Source organism: Paraprevotella xylaniphila YIT 11841 (assembly GCF_000205165.1).
GTDB classification, from domain to species: Bacteria; Bacteroidota; Bacteroidia; order Bacteroidales; family Bacteroidaceae; genus Paraprevotella; species Paraprevotella xylaniphila.
The window spans coordinates 52,697-75,088 of the sequence record NZ_GL883805.1 but is presented as its reverse complement, the minus strand read 5'-3'; the positions used below and the strand labels follow the sequence as shown (position 1 = coordinate 75,088).

The following is a 22,392-nucleotide window of genomic DNA, read 5'->3' as shown; positions in this document are numbered from 1 at the left end:
AAATTTAAAACAGAAGTTAGATGATAAAGAAACTTTTTTTAACCACTCAACTTTTATTTTGCTGTTTTGTTTTGCATAGCTATGCAAAAAGTGTGTATGTTTCGGATTCCGATAGGGACCTGAAACGACGCAATAAAATGGTAAAAGAGGCTGCTATGCTTCCGGATTCTGTGTTTGAGTATGTGAAGATGGAAGACTTGTTGGATGATGAGGTGTATATAAAGTTGGCACATGATGGATGGAGTCCTCAAGAGATCGTAACTATCATGAAGACGGCCTTAAAGGACCGTAAGGCTGCCAAAAACAAATTCGGTTACGGATGGTATGCCAAGCAATGGCTACCTACTTACGGTATCATGCCAGGAGGAGATACGCTCTACCAATTCGTGGATACAACCTATAACGAGGCGATGCAGGCCAGTATAGCCCGTACTGTTCCAACTGATGTACTGAATCATACTTGGCCCAAAATCGTGTATACACCGGAAGACCGGAAAAAGGGCATTCGTAATGCGGCTTATTTCCGTACAGTGGAGCATAAACCGTCATCCGGACGTATGCATTGGGGTGTGGTACATCCCGAAGACCATGACAAACTATATGTCATCCCAGACGGAGCCGGTATATTTAAGACCGATGACGGTGGACTTAGTTGGTCGTGTATCACAGATAATATTCCAGTAAGGGCTCATCGCAGTACGGTCCGTCACTCTGCTATTCCTGTCGATCCTGATGATTGGAATCACTTGTTTGCTTTTTCCGATAACAGTACGGTGTATGAAACAACGGACGGAGGAGAGACTTGGCATCGCATAGAAGGTGCTACCCATAAAGGGTATAAACGTGGCTATGCATTCCGTGACAAGGCCGGAAACCTGAAATTCATTGGCGCACAGCAGCAAGGTGGTGTTGAGCATTGGGCTAGCAAATTGTGGATCAGTGAAGATACTTGTAAAACTTGGACAGAAGTAATTGTTCCGGATGAATTAAAGGATGTTCATCCCAATGGGGTAGGAAAGGGTGTATGGTTTCAATCTGTGGAGTTTGATCCCTCCAATCGGGATATGATTTACATTCCGGGGTCTCGGTCTATTTTCTATTTTGACGATGGGGCGAAAAGTACAATGGAAAATGGAAAGAGAAAATATAACATCAAGAAGATGAGTTTTGATGTGTATAATGAAAACCGGACGGAACTGCGTAATGATCCTTCCGACCCAGACAACAAGACCATATTTCCTTTAAGAGCCACTTCGCCGGGCAACATGGTAATCAGTACCATAAATCCGAATCAGATGTGGTTTGCAGCAGCAATCCGTAACGGAAATGCTACGGCACTCTATTATACCGAAGACAAGGGAAAAACTTGGATAACGCTTCAGGAACCCAGTGTTGGTATCGGTGGGGGTACTGTTTTTGGTAATGAGGCTCCTTGGAACTGGTTGGGAGGTTTCGGTGTAAACCTTCGTGAACCGAATTGGGTATACGGATGTACGATGAGTTCTGCTATTAGTTCTGATGGAGGAAAAAATTTCAATCAGTTTGCATGGTCAATCCGTTTGACGTCATTGCAAGATGACGGCAAATATTATGCGGTAACTAATTCGCGTCACAATGCGGACAATCATTTCATTCTTTCTCACAAGAGTGGCCGGGTATTCAGAGGCTCGGATGGTGGTATGTTGATGAAAGATTTGGATGTGAACAATAACCAATGGACTAATATAGGAGGAAATATGGGACAGATGTTGTATTACAATATACGTGTCAATGAATTCGGTGACCAGTTGATGGTGGGTAATACACAGGATATCGACGTGCAGACATACCGCTACGGTCGATGGGGAAACTGGCGTGGTTATGAAGGTTCCGAATCCAGTGCCAATCCTTATACTAGCACATGCTATTTTTCTGGAGGTGGTGGTGGAGGTATTGAAAACATGCCTTTGAGTTCATGGAGTACAACCACTAATTACGCTGATGTACATACCGGTTCTTGGTATATGAGGCGTACGGGGACGGGAGCCGGAAACACATTTTACCGTATTGATGATATCGGCCGAAGCCTGACCAATCTTTTCGATAATGTCGGGGCTGATGTTGCGGATGTAACATTTGCACGCGATAAAGGATACACTACTATTTTTGTACGTACGACTGACAATATCTTAAAGAAATCCATAGACAGCGGAAATTCTTTTCAGTACATATTGTATAACGGTGAGCCGGCAAAGTTTAGCAATACCAGATTAGCGGCAGATCCCGATAACAGCGACATCTTGTATTTGGGACAGACAGGACAGGTTATGCGATTGTATGTCAACGAAAGTCGTTGGGAAAAAGTAGGAGAAGGGCTTCCCAATATAACTTGCGATCACTTATTTTTCCACGAAGGTAGTGGCGATCTATATTTTGTGAATCGTGCTAGTGCCGGAATCTATATTCTGGAAAACGGTTCAGATACCTGGCGTTTTTGGACCAAGGGATATAATAGTGGAAAATTCAGTGATATAGTCATGAATTATACCACACAGGAGATGGTACTGGCTGATTATGGTCGTGGCGTATGGGTAGCCGATTTGGAGCATCCTTCCGACCGTTTCTTTAAAAACGGATTTGCCTTAAAAGAAATCACCCATGTGGACGGCCGCCGTACTATCGGTATTGATACGAAATGGACCATTCCGTTGTATTACTATTATGAATGGACGGTAAATGGAGTGAAGGTAGATAATCCCTATCAGTATCTTACTCGGGCCTTACGTCCTGGAGATAAAGTACGGTTGAAACTCACGCTTAGAGAATCTCCCGATGTGTCTACCTTCTCGGCTGAATACATTGTGAAGGAAACATCGGATGTAAAACTGGAAAAGAAAGCCGGAAATGCGTTGTATTCAAATGGAAAGGGTAGAATAGATTTAGGATATGTAGATTATTTCTTCAATGACTTTACTGTAGACCTTTGGGTAAAACCGATGGGCAACGGAGTCTTGTTGGCCAACCGTCAGAAGGAATATGATAAAGGTGCAAAAGGTTGGTTGCTTTTTGTAGAAAACGGAACTTTGAAATTCAGATATTCTCCAAGCAACCAGTTTAACAAGCCGACCTATGAACCGGCTTCTGACGAGCAGAAAACTATCGAAGGGGGTAATTTGAATATGGGTGAGTGGGCTCATGTGGCGGTAACCGAGAAACGTGACGGTTCGATACGTCTGTATGTAAATGGTATTTTGACCGGTGAGGGAGAGCGTTACCGTAGAGAGCATACGCTGAACAATTCCACTTACCTGTCGCTGTTTGCAGATGCTTTTGAGTATGCGCCTATTGAGGCTGCCGTAGATGAATTGAAGATATGGAACTACGAATTGAATGAAGAGGAAATCCGTCGTGAAATGTATTCCGTAAACACTGACAATCGTGACGGGTTGGTAGCTTACTATGCTTTCAATGGGGATAATCTGTCCGGAGACTTGGAAACATTTGTTGGATATCAGCCACGCGTGATGACGCGTGCGGAGGTTACTCACGAAAAAATGTCGCTTCCCATTAGTGCTCAACGAGCTGTTTACGGTGTATTGACCAATGGAGAGAAACTCTTTGAAGACCGTGGAGTCAATCTGTTGAAGATAGCCGTTAAAAATACGACATCGGATTATCAGATCGGTGTATATGCTTATAAAGCGGAACATTGGTTAGAAGATAAATCCAATTTGGATGCCCGGTATTACGAGGTAGAACCGACTGGATATATTTTCCGAAACTTTACTGTTGCCGAAGCAGATACTTTGGCGTTGGATTTCTATGCAGTCGAAGGTAAACCGTTTAATCCGAACAAGCGTTATCGTCTGTATTATTCGGAGGACGGCCGTAAGAATTATTGGAATCAGGTGGGAGATTTGACCTATAATGCAGCTACACAGACTTTGCAGGCAACGAATTTATCGATGCAGGAACTACAAGGCAAAAAAATGTTGGTCGTGTCTTTGAAGCCGGCTATCGAAATGACCGTTGAGGGAGTTTCAAACAGAGGAGAGCTTATCGTATATTCCGAAGATCAACACACAGTCAAAGCTCATGCTTCTATTGTGGAAGGCCTGGCAGAACCGAATGGTGAGTATGAAATCGTATCGGATAATGACGTGTTGCAACCTCAAACTGGATTCTATTTTACGAAGTGTGAAGCTTCCTCCGAGCTTAAAATAAGACAGTATTTGGGGGCCTTCAATGATCGAAATCTGGTGACCTTAAAAGGCAAGAACGATGAAAAGATGATTCCAATGCCGATTGAGCTTGTCAACCGGATTACCTCGAAAGATTTGGGTAACTCGATGTGGGTAGAGAAAGGTGGAATTTTGGTGGGTTCGGCAGATAACTATGTTGCTTTGCATGAATCCAATACCGTGACCATAATGGGGTGGGTATATCTTGGTGACGTAGACATATTGTCCGGAACCAAACCACTCTTGTTTTTTCGCTCTTCAAATCCCTCTGTAGCAACAGGACTACACTTGCAAAACGGCAATGTACGCTGTCATTGGAATGAAGAATCCTGGAGTTGGAACCAATCTACTTCCCTCTACGTGACGAAAGAACAGGTAGGGCAATGGATTCATTTGGCATTGGTAGCCCGTCCCGATGGTATGGACTATTACTTGAACGGAATGAAATATTCTATAAAACGTAATATAAATAAAGGACGCGTACATTCCATGTTAATGTTAGGACAGAACCAAATGGGGAATACTTGGTTTACAGGAGCATTCGATCAGGTTGCTGTATGGAACCGTTCACTGACCCAGGAAGAAGTCTTAAGATATATGCAGGAAAGGGTGTTGCTGAATGATTCGGCATTGGTGGCTTATTTGACGATGGATGTAAGAGATGAAAACGGAGATTTGTGTGAAAGCGTACAGAACATGTCGCTGAAGCACTACGGTACTTTGACACAAAACTATCGTTCTACTGTGCCATTTAATCCGGAAAGCCGCCTGCATCTGAACCAAATGTCCGAAACTTCGGCCGTACAGTTGATTTATCCGGAAGGAAAGAACGTACAGGGAGAATGGAGTACATTCGACGGAACCTCTTATAACTATGTGGCAGCCGGAAGAAGACAATACGATTTGCCTCTGAGCAAAACACACTACACGTTGGTTTATGCAAACGATCCACAGTTGACAGCAACCGATCGGATTACTTTGCGCTACCGTCATGTTGGCATTATGGAACAGGATCATTTGGTGATGGCCATTCGCGCTTTGGGTTCGGAAAGTCCGTTTGAACATTTTGTGGAAGCACAGGCTGTAGAAAACGGCAAAGCAGAGTTCGTTGTCGAGGGAACGTTGCTGAACCGTGCTTCTGAAGTGATGTTCTTTGTATCTCCCGAATCCGGTAAACGTCCGGTAAAAGTGGAACTGGCTTTGGCCAATGGGATGTCCGGGCACAGAAACATCATGTTGGAGGAAACCGCCCAGGGGGTACCTTTGCAAGTGAAGGTACTAAGTGGAAATGCTGATGATGTGGTGATGTTGGAAGTAAAAGAAACGGCTTATGCCTCTTTGGACAAAGACAGCGTAGACATGCGTAATGCTGATAATCGCTTTACGATTATGATAGACCAATCTAAGTTGGATAAAATGGCTTTGAATCCGATAACTGTTCAGGCTGTCGGTGCGGAATCTGCTCCATTGGAGTTCAAGGTTTATCTTGAGCCTAAAGTTGAGCTGAAACTAAAAAACGGTAAGGACGAACATACTTTTGTAGCTACTGCATCTACGGCGGACTTAGAAGTGGAAGCCGAACTGCTTCAAGGCTACTTGGAAGAAGAAGTTCAGTTGGCAACGATTGCTGACGTAGACAATGCGATGAATATCGGAAACGGAACCTTGTTGTCGAACAGTTCGGTAACTATCGGCCACTTGGAGCATTATGAATCTCCTTACGGTAAGGCCCAGGAAGGATGGAATCTGATCGGTAATCCCTATTTGGCAGATATCAACATCACGAAACACCAGAATGTAATCTTTGACGAACACAAGGTGACTAAATTCGTTTATCAGTATAATAAGGAGTTGGACAACTATATTACATTCGATATGACGAACTATGATGAAGAACAGAAAATCATTCCGTTCCAGTCTTATTTTGTCCAGACATTGGCACCTGAGGCTGAGCTTACCGTGACTCCTGTGGCCAAAGAGGTAACGCTTAATCGTCGTACATTCGATTACTATACCGCAAACGAATATACTTCAGTACGTTTGAAACTTTACTCAGGAGATAAAGAGCAGGATCGTACGGACATTATTTGGGAAGAAAGTGCTTCGGCAGACTTTGTGGTGAATGAAGATGCTCCGAAATTCTGGAGTTTGTCAGCCACAGCCAATCAGTTGTTCTCTGTAGCCGGTAAATCGGCGGCTTCTGTAAATACGTTGCCGATGGACACAGAAGAAATCAAACTGGGCTTGAGAATCGGTACATCCGGCAAGTTGTCTCTTCGTTTGAGCCGGATAACCGGTTTTACAGAAGATGATGAAGTTGTCCTTAGGGATAAACATACGGGGGCAGAATGGAAGTTGGATGAGGATAACTCCTATGAGTTTGACATCGCGCAAACCGGAGATGTGAAAGACCGCTTCGTATTGAAGGTGAAACGTCACGGCACTTCGGTTGGCATTGAAGACAGGGTGGAATCTACTGGTTATAAAGTGTACGTTTCAGGAAACACCTGCATGATAGAAAATCTGCGTGGCAATGCCGACATTCAAATCTTCAATGTGCAAGGCCAACTTGTGGCACGCGAAAAAACGGCTCAGCACAGCTTTTCGGTATCTTTGAAACCGGGAGTACATGTTGTAAAAATCAGTGAGAACGGAAAAGATTATGTGACTAAAATTATATTGAAATGATAAAGAATGAATTAATAGGCAAAATAGGATGTTTACTGGTGTTCGTATGGGCATCGGTAAGCCTCCATGCTCAATCCATAAAGCTCTTGGGGGTATATTCCAACGGAAATGCTGCCGGTCAGTTAAAAGCTAAGGTGGATTTGGCCGGTAAGCAAATCAAATCGGTCACTTCTTATACTTATCGGATGTCCGACGGTTTTGCTACGACAGCTTTGGATTATGAATTGATAGAAGGTTCTTTCCTGACGGTGGATGTGGAGATGCAAACTGGAGACTATGCCTATCGCATGGAAGTGGTGTTGGACGACGACACCCGGTTGCTTACCGAGTGCGTGAACCAGGGCAATACGGAAGCCTTCATGTGGTTGGGAGACTATCAATGGACGGAGGCTACCACAGCCGTAGCCGGAACATTGCCTGGTGTGGACCGTTGCTTCGGTACGGACCTGAATTTGCAGACAAGCGATAAGACTTACTATAAAGGAGTTTCCAGTAAGGGTGGTCAAATCATCTATGATCTCCCGGAAGAGATGAACTTCCGTAAGTTTGATATGGTATTGGGGACACAGAATGGCAGCGGGAATCTTAAATTCATGTTCTATTGTAATGACGGAAAAAAGTTGGACTTCACTGTTAATTCAAATGCAATAAAGTCTATTTCTACGGCTGACTATCCCGCTTTTATTCCACGTTTGCCATTGACAAAAATCAGGTTAGACTTTACAAATAATTCAAATGCTATCGGCAACTACAATTTGGCCAGGCTGTATATGGAACGCCGCCCGTCGGACAAGTTGGAGCAACAGGTGGCGTTTACAAATACAGGAGGAACTGTCACGTATCCCATGCAAGTGGAACTAAAAGCCACAGCCACGTCGGGAGGCAAGATATATTACCGTATTATCAAAGGCCGTGAGGCTGCCGAACTGAAAGGTAACGTATTGACCTTTAAGGACGGACAATCTACTGATGTGGTTGTTGAAGCTACACAATACGGTAACGAGCAATATGCTTGTGCTACAAGCTTGCTGTCTTATGCAGTACGCACGAGGGAGAATATCTTTATCTCTTCTATGTTACCGGCATTGGAAAATAATTCGGGTACGGTATATTTATATGTTAATCCTCAGGCGAACAAGCTTTCGCAGTTGACTCTGAACATATATGATGATGTATATTTATTAAATGAATTGCAGCAACTTGATTTGCTGGCGATATGGAATGACACACCGTTTGTATCCGGAACAACCGGTAAGGTTCTGGCTGTTGCCGTTCCTGACTTAGAGATGAATCGTGTGTTCCGCATTACCTACGGTTACGAAGGGGGTGAGACGATACATAGTTCTTATTACGACGGATTGAATATGTTTGATTATCTTTCGGATTTGTCTTATAGTACGCAGGGAACAGCACAAATAGACAAGGCTGTCAATGGTTCTATGCTCCAAATCACCACGCAAAAATATAAGAAAGGGTTTGGTATTCATGCGGTAGGTTCGGTGCAGATGACCTTGCCTGTGGGAATATACAATCGTTTTATCACAGATGTTGGTAAACAGTCGGGGCAGCCTTATGTCATGGAGTTTGCCTTGAACATGGATAACCGGCAGCTTACGACAACAGGTCCTGTCAATAACAGCAAGAAGACGACTTGGGATTATCCCTTGGATGACGTTTCCGTTTTACATATTGATGTATTATACGGTGGAGATGGGGCCGGAAACGACCATGGCTCAATAGGGGCGCCGAGGCTATACCGCACAGTTGTACAACGAAGGGAACAGACACTGAACTGGCAAAAAGAATTTCCGTTGACCCACAACAAGCCGTTCAAGTTGCCGATGAAGGCTACGGCCTCTTCGGGATTGGCACCGGTGTACCGCATTTTGAAGGGACAGGAGTTTGCTACGATAGAAAGCGGAAACATTTTGAACCTGCATACGATTCCCGAACATGCCGAGATTGTAGTCGAGGCGTTTCAACCCGGCGACAGGGAATGGCAACCTACAACAACTACTACTTGTACATTCCGCTTTTCCAAAGGCTTTGTGGTGCAGAAGGATGCTCGGGTAGAGTTGGAGGGCGGTCAGGTATTGGAAGAACTGATTGTCTACGGTGATGCTAGACAGATGGGGCAGGTGGTAGTGAAAAACGGTATTGTCCAGGTAAAAAAGTTCGTATTGAAATATACTTTCATACCTAAGGCTTGGAACTTCATCACTTTCCCTTCCGATTTGGATATAGACAAAATCAGCGACTTGAATGCCAGGGGGTATTATTTGAATAACAAAATGTCTGGCAGAGGAGCTTACTACATCCGCAGTTACGACACTCAGGTGCGTGCGGAAAATCCGTCCGGTTCGGTATGGAACAATTTGGAGACTCCGGAAGTGAAAGGGCTGAAAGGTTACATCATGGGTATCAACAATGCCCTGGGCATGGATCCGGTAGAGGTAACCTTTACGATGGACAACGTTTCGCTCGATTTCGAATCTTCGATTCGTCCGTTGAATCTTACGTTGGACCTTTCCAAGGTAGAGCCGGGCACTTGTCAGGATGTATATATAAGGCCTGTTAACGTGAAAGGAAACACTTTGAAGGTCAGTGTAGACTTCCAACCGGAGGATCTTTCGGCATTGCCTATCAATCATGCCAAAGCATTGGAGGGAATGCGTTTCACCTTTACTCCGGACAAACGTGGCATACGGCTGACACTTCCCGACCAGACACCGGCCAAGATTGCCATCTATAATAAAAAAGGAACCAAATTGATGAAAGCCGTTCGTTACGTATCGCCAATGGTATTGGATTTGAGCGGTTTGAAGCCAGGCACCTACCAAATGGTAATCAACTACGGAGATGCCACGGCAGTAAGGACGTTGGATTTTTAAGGATGGATATAATAAAGTAAGCAGGGTTTGTCGTTACGTCTTTCTATTCAAGACGTAACGACAATTTACATAACAGAATAACGATATGATGAACAAGATTTTTACAGGATTGCTTTTATGCCCAACCATTTATTTACACGCTGCGGAACCCGCTGATTCAACTTTCCGGTTGATGGAAGAGATTACAGTGGCGGCCAACCGCCAACAGGATGTGAAAATGAATGTGCCACAACAGGTTTACGTTTTATCCCGTAACCTGATAGAACGGGCCAATGCACAGACGGCCGCCGATTTGTTGACCACAGACGGTTTACTGACAGTGCAGAAAAGTCAGCAGGGGGGTGGAAGCCCGATGATACGCGGTTTTGAAAGTTCGCGGGTGTTGCTTGTCATGGACAACGTGAAGATGAACAATCTCATTTATCGTGCCGGACATTTACAGAACATCATAACCGTGGACCCTTCTATACTGGAACGTGTGGAAGTGCTTTACGGTCCTTCTTCGGTCAGCTACGGTTCGGATGCTTTGGGGGGAGTTGTGGTTTTCCGTTCTAAAAATCCGGTTTTGGGCGATGGGGGGAAAACTTTGTTTTCCGGTAATGCCTTTATGCGTTACGGTAGTGCGAATCAAGAAACCACCGGTCATGTGGATTTCAATATCGGTGGCGAACGTTTTGCTTCATTGACTTCTTTATCCTATAGCAACTTCGGTGATTTACGGAACGGACGACGCAAGAACCCCTTTCTAAAGGATGATGAATACATCAGCCGTCCTTATGAAGTGGTACGTGAAAATGGTGAAGACCTGTTAATCGGTAATTTCAAAGACTGGCATCAACCCGGTTCCGGATATATGCAGTACGACTTGATGCAGAAGTTCCTGTTCAAACCGGACGATAGATTCCGCCATTTGTTGAACTTCCAATTCTCGAATACGACGGACATTCCCCGTTACGATCGGTTGACGGATATGAAAAAAGACAAACCTAAATTTGCCGAATGGTATTATGGCCCTCAGTTCCGTTTGATGACAGCCTATACGATGGAGATAGCGGACTGGTTGTCGGCAGACAAAGTCGATTTTACGGTGGCCTACCAGAAAATCAAGGAAAGCCGTCATAACCGTAAGTTCGGTGAGGTTTGGTTGGGTAGCCGCAACGAGAATGTGGATGTGGTGTCATTGTCTTCCGATTGGATGAAACAGGTGGACAATCATCGTATCCATGCCGGAATAGACGGTGCATTGAACTTCCTTTCCTCTACGGCTCACAAAACGGACGTAGACACCGGTGAGCGTGCTGCATTGGATACGCGTTACCCCGACGGACAAAACTATATGCACAATATAGAGGCCTACGCGTCCCACCAATGGGAAATCACTCCGCGTCTGATCCTGAGCGACGGTATCCGCTTGGGATTCTCCACGTTGTATTCCTCGTTTGAGACCGCCGAATTTTTCCCATTCCTGAGTCAGAACGTGAAAGAAGTGAAACAGAACAATATGACTTACAGTTTCAGTTTGGGACTGAACTACAATCCGACCAAGGACTGGAAAATAGCTTTGGCACTTTCCACCGGTTATCGTGTGCCCAATATAGACGATGTGGGAAAGGTATTCGACTCGCAGCCGGGTATGGTGGTTGTGCCCAACCCGGATGTGCGCCCCGAAAAGACTATCAACGCCGACTTCAATGTGACTCGGTTCAAAAACGACCGTTTCCTTTGGGAAACTTCCGTGTTCGGAACCTATCTTTTCGATGCCATTACGCTAAAGCCGCATACGCTGAACGGAAATACCGAAATAGAATATGATGGCGAACTCAGCGAGATATATGCCAACCATAACAGCAGAAGGGCTTATGTTGTAGGTTCCACCACACGCCTGAAAGCCCGTTTCCTCGAAATATTTATGGCAGACGCTTCGCTTACCTATACTTACGGTGATATTATCGACGGGGAGGATGAACGTATGCCCCTCGACCATATATCTCCGCTTTTCGGAAGGGTGGGCATGACTTTTCAGAGCAAAGACGACAAGGCCATTGTAGAGTTTTATTCCTTGTTTAACGGACGAAAGAAACTAGATCGTTATAACTTGAACGGGGAAGACAATATCGGTTACGCCACAGTGAAGGGAGAAGAGGGCAGAGGGCTTCCGGCATGGTTCACCCTGAATCTCAAAGCTTCTTATGTGTTCAACCCGAACCTGACGGTACAGGTTGGTATCGAAAACCTGTTGGATACGAAGTATCGCACTTTCGGTTCGGGAATCAATGCCATGGGACGTAATATCAATGTTACTTTACGCACGACATTCTGACAGACGAAATACCTGTTTTTATTCCAATTGAAAACGGAACTGTTTTTTTTGCAGTTCCGTTTTTTATTGAAGTGTGCACAATTCTTGGTTGTGAAACTCCATATCTGCCGTTGAATCATTGTCTTATGGCATAATGTTTCGTAAGGTTGTGTTTTTTGGGATGATAATTTACTTATGAATCAAGATGTCCCCCAAATGGTATTCGTCCATAAAACGGCTGCGGTCTACGGGACCGTTGATGCCCTCGATGCGTCCGTTGGCGGTGAACTGCCACATGACGAACCGGATGTCGTCCGTCAGTTCCGGAATATCTTCTGCGTACCGGGCTATCATGTATTTGTAGTCCGTGTATTTTCCGGCCAAATATTTATTGTAGAAATTACTCGACGTGTAGATGATGGGACGGATGCCATAATGTTCTTCTACCATGTGGAGAAAACGGGTAAGCCTTTCGCAAAAGCGTTGCGCGCTGCCTTTCCCTATGATTTCAACGTCGATGATAGGAATCAAATCTTGTTCGTCCAGGTTCACCGTGCTTGTGAAGTTCTTGAACTGGGTTTCCGGATCCACTGTGGGACTAAAGAAATGGTAGCAACCGACTTTCAGGCCGGCCTTGCGTGCTTCGGTCAGGTTGTAACGATAGGTTACGTCGACCAAAGAGGCACCTTCTGTGGCTTTCAGGTATACGTAACTTACGTTTTTGTCAGTTTTCACCGTTTGCCAGTCTATATCTCCCTGATAGCGTGATACGTCTATGCCGTAACGATGTTCGTTCTTATTGATGCGGTGGCGGTAAGCTTCTTCTACCGGAGCAACGATGGGATGCGAATGGCTTGGAGTGGCCATCATGTCTGGTTCCACCATGGCCAAGACCACTTCCTCCTTGTCCGTTTGCTTATCCTTTTTACGACCGTGCATGGGGGTTACTGTCAGGCAACATAATATGATAGTAAGAAATGAAATGAAATTTCTCATGGAGCATGGATGTTATTTCGCAAAATTACATATTTTGCGGAGGAAATGCAAGCGTTTTCCGCTTCGTATGAATATTATTATTATTTTTGCCCTGATTTTTATTCCTTATTATAGAATGTAGACATGAAAAAGTGGTTTGGAATTTTTTGTTTCTTGGGGATTGTGGCTTGCGGCCGGACGGTTTTGCATGCACAGTCCTGGTTTGACGTGAAGCTTTGGGAGCGGGGCTTGCCGAACACGAACGGTAAGGATGGCGGGCCGGAACAGCAAGAGGATGGCATTTATACGCCAGAGATTCGTGTTTTCCTTCCGGATTCGGCGAAGGCTACGGGGCGTATCATTCTGGCTTGTCCCGGAGGAGGGTATTCGTTCATAGCCCTTGGGCATGAAGGTTACGATTGGGCGCCTTATTTCAATGGGATGGGTATCGCATACGCCGTGTTGAAGTATCGTTTGCCTTTCGGCCATCCGGAAGTACCGGTCAGCGACGCGCAAGAGGCCATACGCGTGATACGGCAGAATGCGGCGGCATGGCGGGTTAATCCTTATGATGTGGGTATCATGGGGTCTTCGGCAGGCGGGCATCTGGCTTCCACGGTAGCGGTTAATGCGCCTTTCGATTGCCGTCCCGATTTCCAGATATTGTTTTACCCTGTTATTTCGATGGAGCTGAACCAGACCCATAATGGTTCTGTTTATTCTTTTATCGGGAAAGAACCTTCGCACGGCGAGCAGTTGCGATATTCCAATGAACGGCATATCCGCCGCCACATGGTACCTCCGGCATTGCTGTTGCTGAGTGGGGACGATACGGTGGTGCCTGTCTCCAATTCTATTAAGTATTATACGGCTTTGTTGCAGGCAGAAGTGCCCGCTTCGATGCATATTTATCCCACGGGTGGACATGGTTGGGGCTGTAACTCTTCTTTTGCATGCCACGAACAGATGTTGGCCGACCTGAAAGCATGGTTGGACGGTTTGGATGCGCCGGACAAGGACGCCGTCCGTGTGGCTTGCGTGGGTAACAGCATTACCGATGGCTATGGCGTGCCCCTGAGCGAGGAATACGGTTATCCTGCGATGTTGGGCAAGAAATTGGGCAAGAAGTACTTGGTCAAGAATTTCGGTGTAAGCGGTCATACGATGTTGCAGAAAGGCGATTGCCCTTATATGAAGAATGACGTGTATCGGAGGTGCAAGGAGTTCAATCCGGATGTCGTGGTCATTAAATTGGGTACGAACGACAGCAAGCCGCAAAACTGGAAATACAAAGATGAGTTTATGACGGATGCGCAGCAGATGATAGACGAATTAAAGGCTTTGCCTGCCCGTCCGGATATTTATCTGGCTTATCCGGTAAAGGCGATGACTTCGGCTTTTGGCATTTCGGACAGTGTGATTGTCAATGGGGTCATCCCGATGTTCCGGAAGTTGGCTAAGAAGAACAAGCTGAAGGTCATCGACCTCCACTCTTTGTTTGACGGCCATCCCGAATGGCTGATTTCGGACGGCATCCACCCCAATGACAAAGGTGCCGCCGTGATAGCTGAAGAAGTAAAGAAAGCTATTGGGGAAGATACGGGAAATGAGAAGAAATAAGTAAATAGAAACAGAAAAGGTTGCCTTTGGATATTCCGTGCAGGCAACCTTTTCTCGTTAATGTTTGATTTCGATTTCTTCTTTCATATCTATTTCCTGCCCGTTCTTGTCGTGGAACTCGTATTGCAGGAAACCCAGTTTCTGACTGGGGATTACTTTGAGTCCGAATCCGTATTTGACTTGCCACTTACGTTTCAGGGAAACGATGCCCTGGTTGATGTAGGCTGCCACATACGGGTGGACATGAAGCGTGAAATTCTTAATCCCTAATTTATTGGCCATCGTACTGATTTTGCTTTCCAAAACATCTGTGAACAGAAAGCTTGATTTCACGGTACCCTTACCGAAACAAGTAGGACAGACTTCATCCACATTTACATCCATGACCGGACGCACACGTTGGCGCGTAATCTGCATCAAGCCGAATTTGCTTAATGGCAGGATATTATGGCGGGCACGGTCTTTTTTCATATTTTCGCACATGCGTTCGTATAATTTTTGCCGGTCTTCCGCCAGATTCATATCGATGAAGTCCACCACGATAATACCTCCCATGTCGCGTAATCTTAATTGGCGTGCCAGTTCGTCTGCCGCCCCTAAATTGACATCCAACGCATTGGCTTCCTGCCCGTCTTTTGATTTGGAGCGGTTGCCGCTGTTCACGTCCACGACATGCAATGCTTCCGTATGTTCGATAATCAGATAAGCTCCATGCTTATAGGATACGGTTTTTCCAAACGACGATTTGATTTGCTTGGTTACGTCAAAGTTGTCGAAGATGGGCAGCTTGCCTGTGTATTGTTTCACGATACCCGCACTTTCCGGAGCTATCAGCGTCACATAGTCTTTTACTTCATTGAAAATATCCGTATCGTTGATATAGATGTTTTCATACGAAGGATTGAACAAATCCCGCAGCATGGCTACCGTACGGCTAGTTTCTTCAAAGACCAGTTCTGGAAGCTTGCTTGCTTTTTGCGCTTTAATGAAGGCGTCCTCACATCTTTTGACTAATACCTTGAGTTCCGAGTCGAGTTCGGCCACACGTTTCCCTTCGGCTACCGTCCTGACGATAACGCCGAAGTTTTTGGGCTTGATGCTTTGGATGAGCTGTTTTAAACGTGCACGCTCCTCGGCTGATTTTATTTTGGAAGATACGGATACCTTGTCTTGGAAAGGCATCAATACCAGAAAACGTCCGGGGAACGATAGTTCACAAGTCAGGCGCGGTCCTTTGGTCGAAATGGGTTCTTTTACAATTTGTACCAGAATCTCTTGTCCTTGCTGGAGCGTTGTTTGTACACTTCCGTCTTTTTCAAGGTCGGGCAGAATCGAAGCCTTCGAGAATGGATACAATTTTTTTTTGTCGCTGGTTACTTGTTTGAGGTATTTGGTGTAAGAATTGAATTTAGGGCCAAGATCAAGGTAATGTAAGAAGGCATCGCGTTCATAGCCTACGTTCACAAAGCATGCGTTCAACCCCGGCATAAGTTTCCTCACTTTTGCCAGATATATGTTGCCCACCACAAAAGAGGCCGACCGGCCCTCTTTCTGAAATTCCACCAACCTTTTGTCCTCTAACAATGCAATGGAAATCTCCTTGGGCTGAACATCTACTATAACTTCGCTTGTCATTCTTTTAATTTTACTATTTGATTCTATACAGCCTTGTTTACATAAAGAACAAACTTGTCGGAATCTGTAAAGAGCCCGTCCAAGTTTGTTCTCTATTCTTTACTTACAGACAAGCGTTGGCTACTTGCTCTTATGTCTGTTCTTTCTTAATCTTTTTTTACGTTTGTGTGTAGCCATCTTGTGTCTTTTTTTCTTTTTTCCGCTTGGCATAGCTCTAATGTTTTATAAGTTAATAAATCTGTTTACTATCTTTTTCTGTTCAAATGATTCTTACTTCTTGATTGCATCAACAAAAACCTTAGCCGGTTTAAAGGCTGGAATGTTGTGTTCGTCTATGATTATAGTCGTATTCTTGGATATATTACGAGCTGTTTTTTTAGCTCTTTTTTTAAGAATGAAACTACCGAAGCCACGAAGATATACGTTATCCTCTTTTTGAATCAAAGATTCCTTTACTGATTCCATAAATGCCTCTACGGCTGTCAGCACGGTTGCCTTGTCGATACCCGTTTTTTTGGAAATCTCGTTTACAATTTCTGCTTTTGTCATCTTTCTGTAAAAATAATTGTTTGTAAATGCCTAATTCCTAATTTTTTGGAATGCAAATATATAGCTTTTTAGCAAGGAAAGAAAGAATATCATTGAAAAAAAACTCGTTTTTTTGCTTTTGGGTACTCTGAAAGAGCTAATTTTGTACCGTTTATCTGTTTTTGCAAGAATGAAAGATTATAATTTTGCTTATAAGTTGTTGGCATGGTATCAGGAAAACAGAAGGGTTTTACCGTGGAGGGACACTCATGATCCATATATGATTTGGATTTCGGAGATTATCCTTCAGCAGACGCGGGTCGTTCAAGGATATGATTATTTCCTGCGTTTCATGGCTCGCTTTCCTGATGTGGATGCTTTGGCGGCAGCTTCAGAAGATGAGGTGTTGAAATGTTGGCAGGGGCTAGGATACTATTCTCGTGCGAGGAATTTGCATGCGGCGGCTCGCCAGATTGTGGAGTGGGGGGGATTCCCTGAACGTTATGAAAATATCCGTCAATTAAAGGGGGTGGGAGATTATACGGCAGCTGCCATAGCTTCTTTTGCATTCGGGTTGCCCCATGCTGTGGTGGATGGGAATGTATATCGTGTGCTTTCCCGTTATTATGGGATTGAAGAACCGATAGATACGGGGCATGGGAAAAAGTGTTTTGCAGCTTTGGCGCAGGAGTTGTTGCCCGAGGGCAAGGCGGCTGATTACAACCAGGCCGTGATGGATTTCGGTGCCCTGCAATGTGTGCCTAAGAATCCTAAATGTGGAGAGTGCCCTTTGGTTGGCGGTTGCATTGCTTTTCGGGACAAGAGGGTGCAGGGCTTTCCGGTGAAGTCACGGGCTTTGACCGTGACGGAACGCTATTTGCATTATATGTACATAGAGGTGGGGGAAGAAATTGCAGTGTTTCGGCGAGAGGCTAATGATATTTGGAAGGGTTTGTATGAACCTTTTTTGGTAGAAACCCCTACGGTATGTGCTCCGGAAGACTTGCTTGTGGATAAAAAAGTTCCATCGTTCATCCGGTCTGATAAGGCCGTGAAGACTTATTTGTGCGGGGGTGTTCGCCATCAGCTGACCCACCGTACGTTGATTTGTGATTTTTATAAGGTGGAACTGGAAGATAAACCCGATGATTTCGGACGTAGTGCTTGTTGGGTAAAAAAGGGGGAACTGCCAAACTATGCGTTTCCCCGCTTAGTTGTAATGCTGTTTGAGAAGTTTGGTTTGTGGTAAGAAAATGAAAGAGTTGCAGAAAAAGTGACGTTATAGTTGGTGGGATATGGTTTATTTATTAATTTTGGAGAAATTTTAAAATGAAAGGCGTATGTCTTTAAATAAAGTGATGTTGATTGGAAATGTCGGGAAAGAACCCGATGTTCGTTATTTGGATAACGGAGTGGCTGTGGCTTCGTTGACTTTAGCCACAACGGAAAGGGGGTATCGTCTGCAGAATGGTACGGACGTGCCGGAACGTACGGAATGGCATAATATAGTATTGTGGAGAGGCCTGGCTGAGACAGTAGAGAAATACGTTCACAAAGGTGACAAGCTGTTTGTCGAAGGAAAAATTCGTTCTCGCTCGTATGACGACCAGAATGGAGTGAAACGATACATTACGGAAATATTTGCAGACAATATGGAGATGCTGTCTTCCCGGAGTCAGGCTAACCAAGCTTCTTCTCTTTCTGCTTCTTCTTCTCCTTCTGCTTCCGCACAGGTACAGGGCGGAAAAGAAGACTTACCCTTTTGATGTGTAACTAAATTTGTGAATTTTGGACCCTGATACATATTTATCCCAGTTTATAGCGTTATTTGACCATATAGAGGTTTATCCTCCGGATTTGGGAGCTACGATTGCTCTTGTCTTGTCTGTGTTGTTGTTAGGTTGTTCTGGTTTTGTTTCAGCTTCAGAGATTGCTTTTTTTTCCTTGTCCCCTACGGATGTGGGTAAGATAGAAGAGAATAGGCACGCGGCAGACAGTAAGATTCTCGAGTTAAAGGAAGATTCGGAGCGTTTGCTTGCTACGATTTTGATATCCAACAATTTCGTGAATGTGGCTATCATCATGTTGCTGAATTTCTTTTTCAGTAAAACTTTGATTTTCGGAGATAGCCGTTTGTTGGAATTCCTTTTTATGACCGTCTTGCTCACCTTCTTGCTTTTGTTGTTTGGTGAGATTATGCCGAAAATTTACTCGTCCCAACATACGTTGAGCTTTTGCCGCATGGTGGCTCCTTCTTTTGTTTGGATGGAAAAGTTGTTTTGGCCCCTTTCGTCATTGCTCGTGCGGTCGAGGAAATTGGCTACGAAAGTAGTGCATAAGGAAAAACGGGCCATATCGGTCGACGAGTTGGAACAAGCCTTGGAACTGACGGATAAAAAGTATATTGCAGAAGAGCAGAATATGTTGGAGGGGATTATCCGTTTTGGAGGAGAGATGGCCAAAGAAATAATGACTCCTCGTATGGATATTGTGGACTTGGACATGAAAGCTCCTTATCCGGATGTGCTTCGATGTATCGTAGAGAGTAACTATTCCCGTATTCCGGTATATGCGGATTCGCGTGACAACATAAAAGGTGTGCTTTACATTAAGGACTTGTTGCCCCATCTGAACAAACCTGCAAATTTCCGTTGGCAGTCTTTAATCAGGCCGCCTTATTTCGTTCCGGAAACAAAGATGATTGATGATTTGTTGGGAGATTTTCAGAAGAACAAAGTGCATATCGCCATTGTGGTGGATGAGTTCGGAGGTACGTCGGGTATCGTGACGATGGAGGATATTATCGAAGAAATTGTAGGTGAAATAAACGATGAATACGATGAAGATGAACGCCAGTACGTGCGGTTGAACGCGAATACGTATGTTTTCGAGGCAAAAGTCCTGCTTACGGATTTCTTTAGAATCATGAAACTGGACGATGATTTTTTCGAGGAGGTAGAAGGAGAGGCCGATACTTTGGCCGGGCTTCTGTTGGAAATTAAAGGTGAGTTTCCGGAACTTCATGAGATAATCAAATATAAAAACTATTGTTTTGAAGTGTTGGAAATGGATGACCGGAGGATTTTGAAGATAAAAGTGACGGTGGAAAATCCGGAAACATCCGATGGGGTGTAAATCATATAGAGGAACGAATGCCGCTGTTTCGGGAAATAAATTGTGGGCAAGGTTGGGGAGGTATATGGAAAATTACCGAGACCTTCGACGAGTTGTGTGACATGTTGCCTCACAGCGCGTATTATCGGGAGCATGCTTCCCGTTTTGCGGCTGAGCGGAGGCGCTTGGAATATGTGGCAGTGCGTTTGCTTATTTTCACTCTGACAGGAGAAGAGCTACAGGTGGAATATTTGCCGTCCGGCCGTCCTTTTTTCCGTGGCAGAAAGCTTCAGCTTTCCATTTCCCATACATTCGGATATGCAGCCGTGTTGTTTTCGGAAGAATATGAAGCCGGACTTGACATAGAAGTATTTTCTGAAAGAATTGTAAAGTTGAAAGAACGTTTGATCGGTCCGGAAGAAGCTGCAGAAACAACATACGAGATTCTTTTGCATTGGTCTGCCAAAGAGGCTGTTTTTAAGATATTGGATGAAGAGGGTATTGACTTCAGGGAGAATCTGACGGTACAAAATTTAAGTTGTCCCGCGATGCCCGACCATACGGAAGCGAAAGGAGATTTTTCTTTATATTATCATTTGTCGGACGGGAAGACGGGAACCTTTCCGGTGCATTATGAAACTACGGCCGATTTCGTCCTGACTTATGCGTTTCGGGAACTGTAAAGTGAGGAAAGCAGTAGTTGCTTGCCGTTTGTGATATAAAGACGATTGCCGTGTCCGGATAGGCCGTGAACGACGCTAATTTCCTATCGAATGGTGATTTAACCGATATTTTTTTGTACTTTTGTTTCCGCAAAGCGAAGTTGAAAGCCCCCTGTTTAATTTTATTTATGTCCTTGCGAAATGATGAATACGATACTGATTATAGATGACGAACCCATCATACGGAAATTGTTGGCACGTATGATGGAATTGGAAGGTTATGAGGTGTTTCAGGCGGCCGACCGGGCCTCGGGCATGAAGCAACTCACGGCCAAAATGCCGCAACTGGTATTGTGCGATGTGTTTCTGCCCGATGGCAACGGGGTGGAGATGGTAAAGGAGATAAAAGAACTGCAACCCGAGGCCGAGGTCATCCTCCTGACGGCGCACGGGAATATCCCGGACGGGGTGCAGGCTATCAAAAACGGTGCATTCGACTACATTACCAAAGGGGATGACAACAATAAGATCATACCGATAATCAGCCGTGCCATGGAGAAAATCAACAGACGGCCGGTGCAGCCTTCGGGAAGTGCTGTCGTGCCGGTCCGTGAATCGGCCTTCGATACCGTCTTGGGACATTCGCGAGGTTTACAGCAAGTGATACGGTTGGCTCGTAAAGTGGCCGTGACGGATGTGCCGGTGTTGCTTACGGGCGAAACGGGGACGGGTAAAGAGGTGTTCGCGCAGGCCATTCATCACGGGAGCGCGCGTGCCAAGCAGCCGTTCGTGGCCATCAACTGTTCCGCTTTCAGCAAAGAATTGTTGGAAAGCGAGATATTCGGTCACAAGGCCGGGGCTTTCACCGGGGCTTTGAAGGACAAGAAAGGACTGTTTGAAGAGGCCAACCACGGCACGATATTTCTGGACGAGATTGGGGAGATGGCGTACGGTTTGCAAGCCAAACTCTTGCGCGTGCTCGAAACAGGGGAATATATAAAGGTGGGGGATACGAAACCCACGAAAATAGACGTGCGTATCGTGTCGGCCACCAACCGCAACCTGAAAGAAGAAATAGAAAATAGCAATTTCCGGGAAGATTTGTATTTCCGTTTGTCCGTTTTCCATCTCCATTTGCCGCCCTTGCGCGAGCGTAGGGAGGATATACCGGAGTTGGCCACAGCTTTCCTAAAACTATTTTCTGCCAAGATGGGGAAACAAGTCAAGGGCTTTGATGCAGCCTGTCAGGATTGGATGCAGTCGTATGCCTGGCCGGGAAACGTGCGTGAGTTGCGTAACGTGATAGAGCGTGCGTTGATTATCTGCGACGACTATATCACGTTGGATGACATGCCTCTTGATTTCCGGTCGTCCACTTTATCCGGATCGGCTGCCGACGGTGACGATTTTGAACTGGCAGAGGCGGAGCATCGCCATATCCAACGTGTATTGCAGTACACGAAAGGAAATAAGGCTGAGGCGGCCCGTCTCCTGAAAATAGGATTGACCACTCTCTATCGGAAGATAGAAGAGTACGGTATTAATATCTAAGAGGCTTCACGCCTCTTTTTTTGTCTTATTTCTTTATTGTTGATGTAACGGCACTTCGTACCTGTCGGAATATTCGTTTTCATGACATGCGGCATAGAACGTAAGGTGTTTTATATCAGTTTGTTAAATTCTTCTCTGCGAACGTAAGATTTCGGATGGAAATCTTGTGGAATCAATTACCGCAGAACTGAAAATCATTCTCAGGAGAA

12 protein-coding genes are annotated in these 22,392 nt (G+C 45.0%); 9 read left to right on the top strand and 3 right to left on the bottom strand.

The annotated features are described in order from the left end of the window. Window positions 1–155 precede the first annotated feature (155 nt). From HMPREF9442_RS00280 to HMPREF9442_RS00270, 3 genes are all read left to right on the top strand, one after another. The gene (locus HMPREF9442_RS00280; RefSeq protein ID WP_253270967.1) at window positions 156–6,908 is read left to right on the top strand and encodes a LamG-like jellyroll fold domain-containing protein; all 6,753 of its coding nucleotides are present in this window, start codon (window positions 156–158) and stop codon (window positions 6,906–6,908) included. Beyond that, complete coding sequence (locus tag HMPREF9442_RS00275) at window positions 6,905–9,799, top strand: NPCBM/NEW2 domain-containing protein (RefSeq protein WP_008624001.1); 2,895 nt, start codon at window positions 6,905–6,907, stop codon at window positions 9,797–9,799. The genes HMPREF9442_RS00280 and HMPREF9442_RS00275 overlap by 4 nt, the downstream gene beginning before the upstream one ends. 85 nt (window positions 9,800–9,884) lie before the next feature. After that, entirely contained in the window at window positions 9,885–12,119 is a 2,235-nt protein-coding gene (locus tag HMPREF9442_RS00270; protein ID WP_008624000.1) for a TonB-dependent receptor plug domain-containing protein, read from the top strand. A gap of 168 nt (window positions 12,120–12,287) precedes the next feature. Here the strand turns inward: HMPREF9442_RS00270 and HMPREF9442_RS00265 are convergent, their stop codons facing one another. Continuing rightward, window positions 12,288–13,094 carry a glycoside hydrolase family 25 protein gene (locus tag HMPREF9442_RS00265; RefSeq protein WP_232038307.1) on the bottom strand — a complete coding sequence of 269 codons (807 nt, stop codon included), beginning with the start codon at window positions 13,092–13,094 and terminating at the stop codon, window positions 12,288–12,290. Window positions 13,095–13,217: 123 nt separating this feature from the next. Between HMPREF9442_RS00265 and HMPREF9442_RS00260 the strand changes: the two genes are divergently transcribed. After that, window positions 13,218–14,693 carry a GDSL-type esterase/lipase family protein gene (locus HMPREF9442_RS00260; protein WP_008623991.1) on the top strand — a complete coding sequence of 492 codons (1,476 nt, stop codon included), beginning with the start codon at window positions 13,218–13,220 and terminating at the stop codon, window positions 14,691–14,693. Between the two features lie 57 nt (window positions 14,694–14,750). Here the strand turns inward: HMPREF9442_RS00260 and HMPREF9442_RS00255 are convergent, their stop codons facing one another. After that, window positions 14,751–16,328, bottom strand: coding sequence for an Rne/Rng family ribonuclease (locus HMPREF9442_RS00255; protein WP_008623989.1), 1,578 nt, complete (start codon window positions 16,326–16,328; stop codon window positions 14,751–14,753). 270 nt (window positions 16,329–16,598) lie between these two features. Next, window positions 16,599–16,877, bottom strand: a complete 279-nt coding sequence (locus HMPREF9442_RS00250) for an HU family DNA-binding protein (protein ID WP_008621614.1) — start codon at window positions 16,875–16,877, stop codon at window positions 16,599–16,601. A 169-nt stretch (window positions 16,878–17,046) separates the two neighbouring features. Between HMPREF9442_RS00250 and mutY the strand changes: the two genes are divergently transcribed. From mutY to HMPREF9442_RS00225, 5 genes are all read left to right on the top strand, one after another. Next, window positions 17,047–18,105 carry an A/G-specific adenine glycosylase gene (gene mutY, locus HMPREF9442_RS00245; RefSeq protein ID WP_008623987.1) on the top strand — a complete coding sequence of 353 codons (1,059 nt, stop codon included), beginning with the start codon at window positions 17,047–17,049 and terminating at the stop codon, window positions 18,103–18,105. Window positions 18,106–18,196: 91 nt separating this feature from the next. Then, the gene (locus tag HMPREF9442_RS00240) at window positions 18,197–18,622 is read left to right on the top strand and encodes a single-stranded DNA-binding protein (protein WP_008623985.1); all 426 of its coding nucleotides are present in this window, start codon (window positions 18,197–18,199) and stop codon (window positions 18,620–18,622) included. A gap of 22 nt (window positions 18,623–18,644) precedes the next feature. Continuing rightward, window positions 18,645–19,991, top strand: a complete 1,347-nt coding sequence (gene gldE, locus HMPREF9442_RS00235; RefSeq protein WP_008623983.1) for a gliding motility-associated protein GldE — start codon at window positions 18,645–18,647, stop codon at window positions 19,989–19,991. Between the two features lie 17 nt (window positions 19,992–20,008). Continuing rightward, the gene (locus HMPREF9442_RS00230) at window positions 20,009–20,653 is read left to right on the top strand and encodes a 4'-phosphopantetheinyl transferase family protein (RefSeq protein ID WP_008623980.1); all 645 of its coding nucleotides are present in this window, start codon (window positions 20,009–20,011) and stop codon (window positions 20,651–20,653) included. A gap of 183 nt (window positions 20,654–20,836) precedes the next feature. After that, complete coding sequence (locus tag HMPREF9442_RS00225; protein ID WP_040602411.1) at window positions 20,837–22,183, top strand: sigma-54-dependent transcriptional regulator; 1,347 nt, start codon at window positions 20,837–20,839, stop codon at window positions 22,181–22,183. Window positions 22,184–22,392: the final 209 nt, after the last annotated feature.